This is a genomic window from Streptomyces collinus Tu 365 (genome assembly GCF_000444875.1).
GTDB classification, from domain to species: domain Bacteria; phylum Actinomycetota; class Actinomycetes; order Streptomycetales; family Streptomycetaceae; genus Streptomyces; species Streptomyces collinus_A.
On the sequence record NC_021985.1, the window covers coordinates 7,826,841 to 7,842,489 of the forward strand.

Genomic DNA, 15,649 nt, shown 5'->3' on the forward strand with positions numbered 1-15,649 from the left:
AGAGAACCTGATGGACTCCTTGGACGGGCTGACCTGCACCGTCGTGATCCGGGGCAGCGACCCGGTGCTGCGCGACCACCGTGTCCACGGCACCCGGATCCTGCCCGGGGTGTCGCTGCTCGACATCATCCTGCGGGTGGTGCGAGCCCGGGGGGCGGATCCCGGCGGTGTCGAGCTGCGCCGTGTGCTGTTCCGCAACCCCGTCGCCGCCGGGCCGGACTTCGACACCGAGCTGACGCTGCGCTTCGCCCGCGACGACGGGCACTTCCGGGTGTCGGTCAGCGGCACCCGCCGCCCCTCGGGGCAGAGCGAACCGGTCCTGGACTGCCGGCTGTACCCGGGCCTGCCGTTCCCGCACCGCCGGCGGGACCTGGAGGCCCTGCGCGCCACCGCACGGCGGAGCGTCGACATGGCCGACCTGTACACGACCGTCCGCGCCACCGGTATCGAGCACGGCGAGTTCATGCGGGCCCTCGGCACCCTGCACGCCGGACCGGACGAACTGCTCGCGGACCTCTCGCTGAGCGCCCAGGCCGCCGAGTACGCCGAGTACTTCCACCTCCATCCGGCGGCGCTGGACTCCTCGACGCTGCTGCCCACCCAGTTCGCCGAGGCCGTGCCGGGCGACGGGGCACGCCCGTACATCCCGATGCTGATCGAATCGGTGCGGGCCGCGGGACCGCTGGGCTCGCGGACCCTGGTGCACGCCGCCCCGCCGCGCCAGGCCGGGCCCGACGGCGATCTGACCACGTGTGACCTGGAGTTCCACGCCCCGGACGGAACCGTCATCGCCTGGCTGCACGGCCTGACCTCCAAACGGATCCGGGACGCCGCGGCGATCACCCGCCTCGAGGTACGCACCCCGGCGGCGCAGGACGCCGACCGGATCGTCCGGGACCTGATCGAGGCGAGGACCGGCCGCGCCGACTTCGACGAGACGGCCGGGTTCTACGAGCTCGGCCTCGACTCGACGGCGCTGCTGGGGATCGCTGCCGACCTGGAACGGGTCTTCGGCGTCGACTTCTCCCCGACCCTGCTGTTCGAGCACAACACGTTCACCCTGCTGGCCGCACACCTGCGACGGTACGAGGTCGTGGCGGCCCCGCCGGCGGAACCGGTGACCGCGGCGACCGCCGTGACGGAGACGACCGCCGGGACCCCGTCGACCGCCGAGACCGAGGTACCCGCCGAGACGGTGTGGTTCGAGACGTCCTGGCAGCCGGCCACGCTGCCGCCCGGAGCCCCCTCGGCGCACTGGGTCACGGCCGGTGCGCACACCCGGGCGGACTGGCCGTCCGCGCTCGCGGACACCGCCGCGGCCGCTGTGCTGTGGCAGCCCGCCGATCCTGCCGACCTCACCGGTGAAGCGGTCGCGCTGAGCGAGTTCCTGGCGGCCGCGATCCGCGCGGGACGCAGCACCCTGCGGCTGGTCTGCCACGTCGAGGACGACGACGCGCCGGTGATCGCTCTCGCCGGTCTGCTCCGCACCGCGGTGCGGGAGCACCCGGGCGTTCGGGCCGCGGTGGTCCGTTCGCCACGCCGGGCCGACGCGCTGGCCGAGCTGGCCGCCGGGGCCCCCGACGTGGAGGTGTGCTACGCGCACGGCACCCGCCGGATCCGGCTCGCCCGGCCCATGCCGGCACCGGCGGACAGGGCGTCGCTGCGAGAGCGCGGGGTCTACCTGATCACCGGAGGGCTCGGCGGGGTCGGGCTGGCCCTGGCCCGGCACCTGGCCCGGTCGGTACACGCCCGGCTCGTCCTGGTCGGCCGCACCCCGGCCGATCCGTCCGTCACCGCCGAGCTGACAGCCCTCGGCGCCGAGGTGGTCACCCTGGTGACGGACGTGACCCGTGCGGACGACGTCGACCGGGCGGTGCGCACCGCGGTGGACCGCTTCGGCGTGCTGCACGGGGTGGTGCACGCCGCCGGCGTGCTGCGTGACGGATTGCTGGCGGGGAAGCGCGCCGATGACGTTCGGGCCGTGCTCGCCCCCAAGGTCGACGGTGCCCGGCACCTCGAAGCGGCCACCCGGCGCCTGAGTCTGGACTTCCTGGTGCTCTGCTCGTCGACCGCCGGCACCTGGGGCAATCCGGGGCAGGCCGACTACGCGTGCGCGAACGCGTTCCTGGACCTGTTCGCCGGCACCCGCCGCGACATCGTGTCGGTGGGCTGGCCGGCCTGGGCGGAAGGCGGCATGCAGGTCGATGACGCCGCGCTGCGCCGGATGGGCCTGCGAAGCCTGCAGACCCCGGCCGCCGTCGACGTGCTGCTGGCGGCCGTGGGCAGCGGCCGTTCCCACGTCGTGGTCCTGAACGGGGACGCGGCCCGGATCACGGCCGAGTTCACCCCGCCGGAGGCGGACCACGCGGCCCGGATCACGGCCGAGTTCACCCCGCCGGAGGCGGACCCCGAGCCGGTCGGACCCGACGACGACGCGATCGCCGTGGTGGGCATCAGCGGCCGCTACCCGATGGCCCGCGACCTCGACGAGTTCTGGGCGAACCTGCGCGACGGCCGTGACTGCGTCAGCACGGTGCCCGCCGATCGATGGGATCACGCGGCGATCTACTCCGAAGACCGCCGGACGCCCGGACGCTCCTACGGCAAATGGGGTGGCTTCCTCTCGGGGGTGGACGAGTTCGACGCGGAGTTCTTCCACATCTCGCCGAACGAGGCGGCCGTGCTGGACCCGCAGGAGCGGCTGTTCCTGCAGGAGGCGTGGCACGCGTTCGAGGAGGCCGGGCACGCGCCGTCGGCCTGGCGCGGCCGGCCCGTCGGGGTGTTCGCCGGGGTGATGTACAACCAGTACCAGCTCTACGGCGTCGGCCCGGAGCCGGGCCCGGTGCCCTCGTCGTTCAGCGCGTCCATCGCCAACCGGGTGTCGTACTTCCTGGACCTGCGCGGACCGAGCATCGCCCTGGACAGCATGTGCTCGTCCTCGCTGACCGCGCTGCACCTGGCCGTCGAGGCCATCCGCCGGGGGGAGTGCGAGGCGGCCCTGGCCGGTGGCGTCAACCTGGCCGTGCACCCGAACAAGTACCTGCTGCTGAGCCAGTCCTCCTTCCTGTCCACCGACGGGCGTTGCCGCGCCTTCGGTGAGGGCGGGGACGGCTACGTGCCCGGCGAGGGAGTCGGCGTGGTGCTGCTGCGCCCGCTGCGCGACGCGCTGCGCGACGGCGACCACGTCCACGCCGTCATCCGCGGTACCGCGGTCAACCACGGCGGCCGCACCGCCGGGTTCTCCGTGCCGAACCCGGCATCGCAGGCCGCCCTGATCGCAGGGTCGCTGCGCCGGGCCGCGGTCGACCCCGCCCACCTCGGCTACCTGGAGGCGCACGGCACCGGCACCAGCCTCGGCGACCCGATCGAGGTCGCCGCGCTGGAGGAGGCCTTCGACCGGATCGGCGCCGGCCCGGGTCCCTGGCCGATCGGATCGGTCAAGTCGAACATCGGGCACCTGGAGTCCGCGGCCGGCGTCGCGGCGCTCACCAAGGTCGTACTTCAACTGCGCCATCGGGAACTCGTGCCGTCGTTGCACGCCGACCCGCTGACCAGCGCGGTGCGGTGGGAGACCGCACGGTTCCGGGTACAGCGCGAACGGGCGCCGTGGCCGGGACGCGCGGACGTGCCGCGGACCGCGGCGATCAGCTCCTTCGGTGCGGGCGGGGCCAACGCGCACGTCGTCCTCGCCGAGTGGCCGGCGCCGCCGGCCGTGCCGGAACCGGCCGAGCCGCGGCTGTTCGTGGTGTCCGCCCGGGACACCGCCCGCCTCGACGAGAGCGTGGCCCGGCTGGTGACCCACCTGGAGGGCACCGGCGAGGACGTGGCCGCGACCGTGACCGCGCTGGTGACCGAGGTCGGTGCGACCGCGGCACGGCCCGACGAGCCGTTCGCCGAACTGGGCCTGGACTTCCCGCAACTGGCCGACCTCGCCCACCGCGTCCAGGAGGTGTTCGGGACCCGCCCCGTGATCGACGGAGAGACCACCGCCGATGCCCTGGCCGCCGCCCTGCGCACGGCGGCCGTCGCGGTGGACCCGGCGGCGCTGGCGTACACGTTGTGGTCCGGGCGTGAGCACCTGGACGAGCGGCTCGCCGTCGTGGCCACGACCACCGCCGAACTGCTGACGGCGTTGCGCACCGGGGTCGGCTGCCATCGCGGCCGCCGGCGGAAACCGGCCGCGGCGGTGACCGGTGACGACCTCGACGCGCTCGCCGCCGCCTGGGTCACCGGGGCCGAGATCACCCCGCCGATGCCGGCGCGAGCACGCCGACTGTCGCTGCCCGGATACCCGTTCGCCCGGGACCGGCACTGGGTGACCACCGGCACGGACCCGGGCCGGGTGCGGGCCGACCTGATGGAACTGCCCGGCGGGCATGTGCTGCCGGCCAGGATCTCGCGGGACGGCCACGGCTGGCTGGCCGACCACGCCGTCGACGGGACCACGCTGGTGCCCGGGACGTTCTTCGCCGACCTGGCCCTGCGGGCCGGCGCCCGGCTCGGCCGGCCGGTCGTGGCCGAGCTGGTGATCGAGGCGCCGCTGCCGTTCGGCGACACCGACCTGCGGCTCACCGCGGCCCTGCCCGGTGACGACGGGCGATGCGCCTTCGAGGTGCACGCCCGCGCTGCCGGAGAACCGGGCTGGACCCGGCACGCGACCGGAGCACTCGCCCCCGCCGGTGGCGCCGTGACCGGACCGCCCCCGCTGCCCGGCGACGCCGAGGAGCTCGACCTCACCGGCCTCTACGACCGGTTGCCCGGCTACGGTCCCGCGTTCCAGGGGCTGCGCCGCGCCTGGCGGGCCGGCGACACCGTGTACGCCGACGTCACCGTGCCCGGCGGTGACGCCGGCCCGTACGCCGTGCACCCCGTTCTCCTGGACGCGGCGCTGCACACGGTGGCGCTCGGCGGATTCGTCCCGGACGGCCGGGTTCACCTGCCGTTCGCCTGGTCCGGGATCCGGGCCGCGGCGAGCGGCGCGGTCGCCGCGCGGGCCTGCGTCGCCCCGGTCCGCCCCGGTGTCGTGTCCGTGCGGCTCACCGATGCCGCCGGCGGGCCGGTGGCCTCGGTGGACGCGGTGACCCTGCGCCCCGCCGGAGCCTCGGCAGACCCCCTGTACCGCGTCGACTGGGTGCCCCTCGACGACGTCCGTCCCGGCTCACCCGGCCGGTACGCCGTCGTGGGCCCCGACCGGGACGGCGTCGGCGCCGCGCTCACCGCCGCGGGCGTGACCGTGACCCGCGCGGACACCGCGGCGGCGCTGACCGGACCCGCCGAGGTGGTGATCGTGCCGGTCGCCGCGACGGGGACGTCGGCGTCCGCCGCGTTCGAGCTGACCCGTGACGTCCTTGAACAGGCGCGGCACTGGCTCGGCGAGAGCCGCTTCGGCGACGCCCACCTGGTCTTCGTCACCATGGACCCGGGCCCGGCCACGGCCGCCGCATGGGGACTGCTGCGCTCGGCGCAGTCCGAGCACCCCGGCCGCTTCTCACTCGTCGAGCTGTCCGGGGCGGACGCGGTGGAGGTCCTGCCGCATGCCCTGGCCACCGGCGAGCCGCAGCTGACCGTCCGCGACGGGCGGGTGCTGGCGGCCCGCCTCGTACGCGCCCCGGCCACCGACGCGCCGCCCCCGCGCCGGCCGGGCACGCTGCTCGTCACCGGGGGCAGCGGTGGCCTCGCCGGCCCGGTGGTGCGTCACCTGGTCGCCCGGCACGGATTCACCGACGTGCTCCTGGTCAGCCGCAGTGGCCGCGTCCCCACCGGGCTCCGCGATCTGAGCGCGCGGATCGAGCCGGTCGCCTGCGACGTCGGTGACCGGGATGCGCTGGCCGCGCTGCTCGCCGACCGGACGATCAGCATGGTGGTGCACGCCGCCGGGGTGCTCGACGACGGTGTGGTGACCGCGCTGGACGCCGACCGGCTGGAGACCGTGTGGCGGGCCAAGGCCGCCGGCGCCCACCACCTGCACGAGCTGTTGCCCGAGGCCGAGCTGGTGCTCTTCTCCTCGGCGGCCGGTGTGCTCGGCGGGCCCGGCCAGGGCAACTACGCCGCGGCCAACGCCTATCTCGACGCGCTGGCCCGGCACCGGGTCGCGGCGGGCGGCCGAGCGGTCTCGGTGGCCTGGGGGCCATGGGACCTCGACGACGGCATGACCGCCGACCGCGAACGGCTGGCCCGCGCCGGCCTCGCCGGGCTGACGGTCGAGGCGGGACTGCGCCTGCTGGACGCCGCGCTGGCCGGTACGGAGCCCGAGGTGGTCGCGCTGCGGTTGGCCCCGGGCACCCCCGCGGCCGTACCCCCCGTACTGCGCGGCCTGCTGAGTGCCGCACCGGCCGTCGTATCCGACGCGGGCCTGGCCGGGCTGGGATCCGCGGAGCTGCGCGCCAGGCTGTCGGGCCTGGTCCGCGGCGAGGCCGCGGCCGTGCTCGGCTACGCCGGTGCCGCCGCGATCGATCCGGGGCGCTCCTTCCAGGAGCTGGGGTTCGACTCGCTGAGCTCGGTGGAGTTCCGCAACCGCCTCGGCGCGGCGCTCGGCCTGACGCTGGAGGCGACCCTCGTCTTCGACCATCCCACCCCCGCTGATCTGGTGGAGCACCTCGCCGGGCGGTTCGACGGCGGCACCGGCGGTGCCGACGACCTGCCGGCGCTGTTCGCCGACTTCGACCGCCTGGCCGCCGGTCTGACCGAGGCGGCCACCGACGAGGTGTTCCGCGACCGGGTGGTCGAACGGGTGCGTGGGCTGCTCACCGCCCTGAGCCCGGCGACGCCCGAGGCACCGCCGGACCTGTTCGCCGCCGCAACCGACGACGAGGTGTTCGCCCTGATCGACGCCGAGCTGGGCAGCCCCGTACGGGGTCAGGAGGACCGATGAGCAGTGAGGACAAACTCCGTGACTACCTGCGCCGTGTCACCGCGGAGCTGCAGGTCACCCGTCGGCGGCTGCGCGAGGTGGAGAGCCGGTCCGGTGAGCCGATCGCCGTGGTCGGCATGGCCTGCCACTACCCGGGCGGCGTGGAGTCGCCCGAGGACCTCTGGTCGCTGGTGGCCGAGGGCCGCGACGGCATCACCGGGTTCCCCCGCGACCGCGGCTGGGACGTGGACGGGCTGTACCACCCCGACCCCGACCACCCCGGAACATCCACGGTCCGGGAGGGCGGCTTCCTGCACGACGCCGCGGCCTTCGACGCCGGCTTCTTCGGTATCTCACCGAAGGAGGCGCTGTACACCGACCCGCAGCAGCGGCTGATCCTGCAGACCTCGTGGGAGGCGGTGGAGCGGGCCGGTCTCGACCCGGCGGCGCTGCGGGACACCCGTACCGGGGTCTTCACCGGGGTGATGCACCACGACTACCAGGGCGCCCAGGGCGGTGGCAGCGTCGTGTCCGGGCGGGTCGCCTACCAGCTCGGGCTGCGCGGCCCGGCCGTCACCGTGGACACCGCGTGCTCGTCGTCGCTGGTCGCGCTGCACCAGGCGGTCCGTGCCCTGCAACGCGGCGAATGCGACATGGCGCTGGTCGGCGGGGTCACCGTGATGGCCACGCCGAGCGCGTTCGTCGAGTTCAGCCGGCAGCGCGGGCTCGCACCGGACGGGCGGTGCAAGCCGTTCGCGGCGGCCGCCGACGGCACCGCCTGGTCCGAGGGCGTCGGCGTGCTGGTGCTGGAACGGCGCTCCGCCGCGGAGGCGGCCGGCCGCCGGGTCCAGGCGATCGTCCGCGGCGTCGCCGTCAACTCCGACGGGGCCAGCAACGGCCTGACCGCCCCGAACGGCCCCGCGCAGTGCCGCGTGATCCAGGACGCCCTGGTCGACGCCGGCCTCACCCCGGCCCAGGTCGCCGTGGTGGAGGCGCACGGCACCGGCACCCCGCTGGGTGACCCGGTGGAGGCGCAGGCGGTGCTCGCGGTGTACGGCGGCGACCGCCCGCGACCGCTGCGGCTGGGCTCGATCAAGTCCAACCTCGGGCACACCCAGGCCGCGGCCGGCGTCGCCGGGATCATCAAGGTCGTGATGGCCATGCGGCACGGGGAGCTGCCCCGCACGCTGCACATGGACCGGCCCACGCCCTACGTGGACTGGTCGGCCGGATCGGTCGAGCTGCTCGCCGAGCCGGTGCCGTGGCCGGCCGGCGACGAACCGCGCCGAGCGGCCGTCTCGTCCTTCGGTGTCAGCGGCACCAACGCGCACGTCATCCTCGAGGAGCCCGCGGCGGCCACCCCGGCACCCGGCAGCGAGCCCGCGGCGTCGTGGCCGGCTGCCTGGGCCGTGTCCGGCCGGTCGCCCGCCGGGCTGCGCGCCCAGGCCGCCGCGCTCGCCGCCGATCTCGGCGCCCGGCCCGACCAGGACCGGCGGGACATCGCGTCGTCCTTGGTCACGACGCGGACCGGGCACGAGTACCGGGCCGTGGTCTGCGCCGACGACCGTGCCGAACTGCTGGCCGGTCTCGCCGACATCGCCGCCGGACGGCCGTCACCGGCGGTGGTGGAGGGCGTCACCGGGGCGCCCGGCCCGGTGGCCTTCCTCTTCCCCGGCCAAGGATCGCAGTGGCGGAACATGGCGGTACGGATGCTGCAGAGCAGCCCGGTCTTCCGGGACCGGATCGCCGAGTGCGAGGCCGCCCTCGCGCCGTACGTCGACTTCGAGCTGACCGCCGTGCTGCGCGGCGAGCAGGACCACGACCGGGTCGACGTCGTGCAGCCGGTGCTGTTCTCGATGATGGTGGCTCTGGCCGAGGTGTGGCGTTCGGTGGGCGTCACCCCGGCCGCGGTCGCCGGCCACAGCCAGGGGGAGATCGCCGCCGCGCACGTCGCCGGTGCGCTGACCCTGCCGGACGCCGCCCGGGTGGTGGCGCTGCGCAGCCAGGCGCTGGTGGAGCTGTCCGGCCTCGGCGGCATGATGTCGGTGGCGCTGCCCGCCGAGCAGGTCCGCGAACGTCTGCACGCCTGGACCGGGCGGCTGTCCCTGGCCGCCGTCAACGGCACCTCCTCGGCCGTGGTCTCCGGTGACGCCGACGCCTTGGACGAGCTGCTCGCCGAGCTGGAGACCGAGGGCGTACGGGCCCGCCGGGTCGACGTGGACTACGCGTCGCACAGCGCGCACGTGGAGCGCGTACGGGACAGGGTCCGCACCGCGCTCGCCCCGGTGACCCCGCGCCCGCCGGCCGTCCCTTTCTTCTCCTCGGTCGAGGGCCGGTGGATCGACGGCGACGACGCCTTCGACGCCGACTACTGGTACCGCAACCTCCGCGAGCCGGTCCGTTTCGACGAGGCGGTCACCGCACTCGCCGGGCACGGCTGCACCACGCTGCTGGAGGTCAGCCCGCACCCGGTGGTGACCACCGGTGCCCAGGAGACCCTGGACGAGATCGGCGCCGAGGTCGCCGTCCTGCACACGCTGCGCCGTGACGAGGGCGGACCCGATCAGCTGGTCCGGGCGCTGGCGCAGCTGCACGTGCAGGGCGTCCGCCCGGACTGGTCCGCCGTGTGGCCCGGGGCCCGGCCGGTCGAACTGCCCACCACCGCGTTCGTGACCGAGCGGTACTGGCTGCCGGCCGGCGGCGGCGACCCGTCCGCCCTGGGCCTGGACGCCGTCGAGCACCCGGTCCTGCGAGCCGCCGTGCCCGGGGCCGACCGGCTCGTGCTGACCGGCCGGCTGTCGGCCGCCACCCACCCGTGGCTGTCCGAACACACCGTCGAGGAGCATGTCGTGCTCCCCGGCGCCGCCATGGTGGACCTGGTGTCCCGGGCCGGTGACGAGGCCGGTTGCCCGGTGATCGAGCAGCTGACCCTTCTCGCCCCGGTCGTGGTGCCCGAGGACGCCGAGGTCCGGCTGCGGATCGAGGCCGGCGAGCCCGGTACGGACGGGTCACGGGACGTGACCGTGCAGGGCCGGGTCGGCGCCGGCGCGTGGACGCCGCACGCCACCGCCGCCCTCGCACCCGTCGGCGACCCACCGCCGCGCGCGGCGACCGCATGGCCACCGGCGGGCGCCGAGCCGCTCGACGTGGACGAGCTGTACGCCCGGCTGGACGGCGCCGGACTCCGGTACGGGCCGATCTTCCGTGGCGTCCGCGGACTGTGGCGCGACCGGGCCGGGGACCTGTACGCCGAGGTCGCCCTGCCCGGCGCCGAGCCGGGCGGGTTCGGCATCCACCCCGCCCTGCTGGACGCCTGTCTGCACCCGCTGGCGCTCGGAGACCTCCCCACCGGGGCGCGGGACCGGCCCGCGCTGCCGTTCGAGTGGACCGGGGTCCAGGTGCACGCCGTGGGCGCGGACACCGTCCGGGCCACGCTCACCGGCGTCCGGGACGGCGTGGTCCGCATCGAGCTGACCGACCCGGCGGGGACGCCGGTCGCGTCGGTGCGGTCCCTGGTGCTCAGCCCGCTCCCGGACGGCGCGCTCGGCCTGCCGGACCGCGGCGACCTGCTGCTTCCGCAGTGGACGCCGCGGACGCTGCCGGACGGTCCCGCCGCCGGGTACGCGGTCCCCGATCCCGCCCTCGCCCGCTTGCTGCGGGTGCCGCCGAGTGCCGACGCCGCGCCCTACGTTCTGGTCCCGGCCCCGTCCGGTCCACCCGCCGCGGCCGCCGAGCGCGCGCTCGCCCTGGTGCAGGAGTGGCTGGCCGACGAACGCCGGGCCACCTCCACCCTGGTCGTGGTGACCCGGCGGATCCTCGACGATCCCGGTGAGGCCGCGACCGCGGCGCTGGTGCGCTGTGCCGAGTCGGAACACCCGGACCGCTTCGCGGTGCTCGACCTCGCCGACGCCGACGACGCCACGGTCGCGGCGGTGCCGGCCGCGCTGGCCGCGGGCGGGCCGCAGACGGGCCTCGCCGCCGGCACCGCGCGGGAGCTCCGGCTGGTCCGGGTGCCCCCGGCGGGTGAGCCGGTCGGCGACCTCGGCACCGTCCTGGTGACCGGTGCCTCCGGCACGCTCGGCGGGATCGTCGCCCGGCATCTCGTGCACGACCTGGGCGTCCGTGATGTGGTGCTGGCGAGCCGGCGGGGGCCGCGGGCACCCCAGGCCGCCGCCCTGGCCGCGGAGCTGACCGCCGCCGGTGCGCACGTCTCCCTGGTGGCGTGCGACGTCGCGGACCGGGCGGAGCTGACCGCGCTATCCGCCACGACCGACATCCACACCGTGGTGCACGCCGCGGGGGTGCTCGACGACGGACTGGTCGCCGACCTCACACCGGAGCGGCTGGCCCGGGTGCTGCGTCCCAAGGTCGACGCGGCCTGGCTCCTGCACGAACTGCTGCCCCGGGCCCGGCTCGTCCTGTTCTCCTCCGCGGTGGGCGTGCTCGGCGGTCTCGGCCAGGCGAACTACGCCGCGGCCAACGCCGCCCTGGACGCGCTGGCCCGGATACGCCGGACCGCCGGGCTGCCCGGTGTCTCGCTGGCCTGGGGCCTGTGGGCCGACGAGAGCACCATGACCGGCGGCGCCGACCTGGCCCGGTTCCGCCGCTCCGGGTTCCCGCCGCTGCCACGCGACGCCGCTCTCGCCGCGCTGGACGCCGCCCTGACCGTGGCCGAGCCGGTGCTCGTGCCGATCCGGCTCGACCTGGCCGCACTGCGGGCCGGTGGCGACGCCGTGCCGCAGGCCGTGCGGGCCCTCGCCGGGGCGCCGGCCCGGCGTACGGCCACCCGTGGCGCCGCCGCTGACTCCGAGCTGGCGGCCCGGCTCGCCGGCAGGAGCCCGGCCGACCGGCACCGGGTACTGCTCGACTTGGTGCTGGGGCACGCCGCCGCCGTGCTGGGGTACGCCTCACCCGACATGATCGACCCGGATCGGGCGTTCAAGGACGCCGGGTTCGGCTCGCTCAGCGCGGTGCAGCTGCGCAACCGGCTCGCCGGGGCCGCCGGGATGCGGCTGCCGGCCACGCTCGTGTTCGACCACCCCAACCCGGCCGCGCTGGCCCGGCACCTCGGCGAGCGCCTGGCCGGCGCGGAGCGGCCGAGCGCCGCCCCGGTGGCCGTCGGCACCGCGGACGACCCGGTGGTGGTGGTCGGCATCGGCTGCCGGCTGCCCGGCGGCGTCCGCGGCCCGGACGACCTGTGGGACCTGCTGGTCTGCGAACGGGACGCGATCGTGCCGTTCCCGGACGACCGCGGCTGGCCCCTCGCGGAACTGCACGACCCGGACCCGGACGCGCCCGGCACCTCGTACGCCCGGTCCGGCGGGTTCGTCTCCGGCGTGGCCGAGTTCGACGCCGCCTTCTTCGGGGTGTCGCCGCGGGAGGCCGTGGCGATGGACCCGCAGCAGCGGCTGCTGCTGGAGACCGTCTGGGAGACGTGCGAGGACGCCGGCGTCGACCCGGACACGCTGCGCGGCACCGGTACCGGCGTGTTCATGGGCGCCATGTACCAGGACTACGGCCGGCTGCTGGAGGGAGCCGCTGCCGAGGGGTTCCTCGCGCCGGGCGTCGGCGGCGGTGTGCTGTCCGGGAGGGTGGCGTACACCTTCGGGCTGCAAGGGCCGGCCGTCACCGTGGACACCGCCTGCTCGTCGTCGCTCGTCGCCCTGCACCTGGCCGCACAGGCGATCCGGGCCGGAGAGTGCGACCTGGCGTTCGCCGGCGGGGTCACCGTACTGGCCACGCCCGCGGTGTTCGTGGAGTTCAGCCGCCAGCGCGGGCTCGCCGCGGACGGCCGGTGCAAACCGTTCGCCGCGGCCGCCGACGGCACCGGCATGGGCGAGGGCGTCGGCGTGGTCCTGGTCGAGCGGCTGTCGCGGGCCCGCGAGCACGGTCACCAGGTGCTGGCCGTGCTGCGCGGCAGCGCGGTCAACTCCGACGGGGCCAGCAACGGACTCACCGCCCCGAACGGTCCGGCCCAGGAGCGGGTGATCCGGGCGGCGCTGACCGCCGCCGGGCTGGGTCCGGCCGACGTGGACGCGGTGGAGGCGCACGGCACGGGCACCGTTCTCGGCGATCCCATCGAGGCGCAGGCGGTGCTCGCGGTGTACGGCCGCGACCGCCCGCGCCCGCTGTGGCTCGGCTCGGTCAAGTCCAACGTCGGGCACACCCAGGCCGCGGCCGGTGTGGCCGGGGTGATCAAGGCGGTGCTGGCGCTGCGGCACGGTGTGCTGCCGCGCAGTCTGCACATCGACGAGCCGTCCCCGCACGTGGACTGGACCGCGGGCGACGTGGCGCTGCTGGCCTCGGCGCAGCCCTGGCCGCGACGCGAGGAGCCGCGGCGCATGGGGGTGTCCTCGTTCGGGATCAGCGGCACCAACGCGCACGTGGTGATCGAGGAGGCGCCCCCGGAGCCGGACGTGCGGGAGGGGGAACGGCCGGTCCTCGACGGGGTGCCGTGGCTGCTGTCGGCACGGTCCGAGGCGGCGTTGCGCGAGCAGGCCGCCCGCTTGACGGCCACCGCCGCCGCGGATCCGCCGGCGGTGGCGTACGCACTCGCCACCGCCCGTGCCGTCCACAAGCACCGGGCCATGGTCACCGGCCGGGACGAGACCGCGCTGCGGTCAGCGCTCACCGCCCTCGCCGAGGGGAACCCCGGGCCGGGCGTGCTCCGCGCCACCGCCGCGCGGCACCGGCTGGTCCTGCTCTTCACCGGTCAGGGCAGCCAGCTGCCCGGGATGGGGCGCGGGCTGTACGAGACGTTCCCCGAGTACGCGCGGGCCTTCGACGAGGTGAGCGCGCACTTCACGTCGGACACCCCGCTGCGCGACGTGGTGTGGGGCGACGGCGGCCTGCTCGACCGCACGGAGTACACGCAGCCCGCCCTCTTCGCCCTCCAGGTGGCCCAGTTCCGGCTGATCACCGCCTGGGGGCTGCGGCCGGAGATGCTGATCGGCCACTCGATCGGCGAGCTGTCCGCGGCGTACCTGGCAGGCATGCTCACGCTCGACGACGCCGCCACGCTCGTGGCCGCCCGTGGCCGGGCCATGGCGGGTCTGCCGGCCGGCGGCGCGATGGTGTCCGTACGGGCCGCCGAGGCGGTGGTCCTGCCGCTGCTGGCCGGGTACGCCGACCGGGTGTCGATCGCCGCGGTGAACGGCCCGGACGCGGTCGTGCTCTCCGGGGACGAGGACGCCGTCCTGGAGGTCGCCGGCGTGCTGTCCGATCGCGGGCATCGCACCCGCCGGCTGCGGGTCGGGACGGCGTTCCACTCGGCCCGGGTGGAACCGGCGCTCGCCGAGTTCCGGTCGGTCGCCGAGACGGTCACGTTCCAGCAGCCCCGGATCCCGATCGTCTCCACGGTGCGGACCGAGGAGAAGATGATCTCGTCGGCGTACTGGGTGGACCAGCTCCGCGGCTCCGTCCGCTTCCTCGACGCGGTGCAGGAGGCGGACCGGACGGGGGGCACCACGTTCCTCGAACTGGGCCCGGACGCGGTGCTCGCCCCGGCCGTACGCCCCTGCCTGCCCGCGGCACCGGGTCCCGCGGTGGCCCTGGCCAGGCGGGACCGCGACGACACCCGGGCCGCCCTCGACGCGCTCGGCACCCTGCACACGCACGGCGTACACGTCGACTGGCAGGCCGTACACACGGACCACCCACCACGACGCCACCCCTTGCCGCACTACGCGTTCCAGCCGCGGCGCTACTGGCCCACCCCGCGACAGCAGCCCTCGGGCCCGGTACCGCAGCCCTCCGCTCCGGCCCCGCTCCCACCGACCCCCGCCGCACCGCCCCAGCCCACCCGCGACGCTCTCTGGTCGGTCCTGGGCTCCAGTGACCCGGAGGCGGCGCTGAGCATGCTCGGTCTGCGGGGTGACGAGACGCCGCTCCAGGTTCTCGCCGCCGTCGCACGGTTGCGGTCCGGTGCCGGTGCGGCACGGCGACCGGTGCGGTGGCGACCGGTCCCGGACGCCGCGCCCCCGGTCCTGGACCTGGCCGTGGCGCTGGTGCCGCCCCCCGACGGCGACCCGGATCTGACCGATGCCCTCGCCGGGGCGCTGGCCAGACACGGTGCCCGGGTGACGGGCGATGGCGCACAGCACCCCGATCTGGTGATCGCCCTGCCCGGCGCGGAGCCGGCCGTGCCACCCGGGGTGCCGTTGTGGGTTCTCACCCGGGACGGCTCGCCGCCGCCGGTCGCGGATCATGTCGTCGACCTTCCGCCGGAGACGGACGCCGTGGCCCGGGCCCGGCTGTGCGCCGTGATCGGACAGGGGTACAGCGCGGCCCGCATCCGGCCGGAGGGGGTGTTCGTGGCCGAGTACGGGGACGAGGTCTTCGTCGCCGAGTACGAGGACGAGGCGGTGCCCGGGCCGGCCCGGCGCGTCGAACCCCCGGGCCACGCCACCGGTTCCGCTCCGGCCGGTGGACTGCGGGCGGCGCTGGCGGAGCTGCCCCGCGACCGGTGGGACGCCGAGGTCCTGACCGGAGTGCGGGGGCTGGCAGCGGCCGTGCTGGGGCACGACTCGGGCGCCGGGATCGACCCCGCCGACGACTTCTTCGATCTGGGACTTTCCTCGGTCACCGCACTGGAGCTGCGTGATCATCTGGGCACACTGACCGGTCTGGAATGGCCGGCGGACGTGCTCTATGAATGCCCCACTCCGCAGGCTCTCGCCGATCTCGTGGTTACGCGAATGAGCGAGGGGGAATAGGCAGCCGACTCAGCCGACCGGCGAATTAGTCATCCATTTCGGCGTGGCCCTCAGAGGACCTTGCCTGATCAGGTGTGTCAAAAAA

At 75.7% G+C, this 15,649-nt stretch carries 1 protein-coding gene and 1 pseudogene; both read left to right on the forward strand.

The genetic code is table 11. From position 1 onward, the window contains the following. The first annotated feature begins 10 nt into the window (after window positions 1–10). Window positions 11–6,871: an SDR family NAD(P)-dependent oxidoreductase gene (locus tag B446_RS33720; RefSeq protein ID WP_020937653.1), complete on the forward strand. Its 6,861-nt coding sequence runs from the start codon at window positions 11–13 to the stop codon at window positions 6,869–6,871. 2 nt (window positions 6,872–6,873) lie between these two features. Next, window positions 6,874–15,564, forward strand: a pseudogene (locus B446_RS33725) (SDR family NAD(P)-dependent oxidoreductase); the annotation flags it as partial. Between the last annotated feature and the right edge of the window lie 85 nt (window positions 15,565–15,649).

Bases quoted from the DNA above. Each gene is read 5' to 3' on its own strand.
- B446_RS33720 (WP_020937653.1), top strand. From the start codon at position 11: ATGGACTCCTTGGACGGGCTGACCTGCACCGTCGTGATCCGGGGCAGC.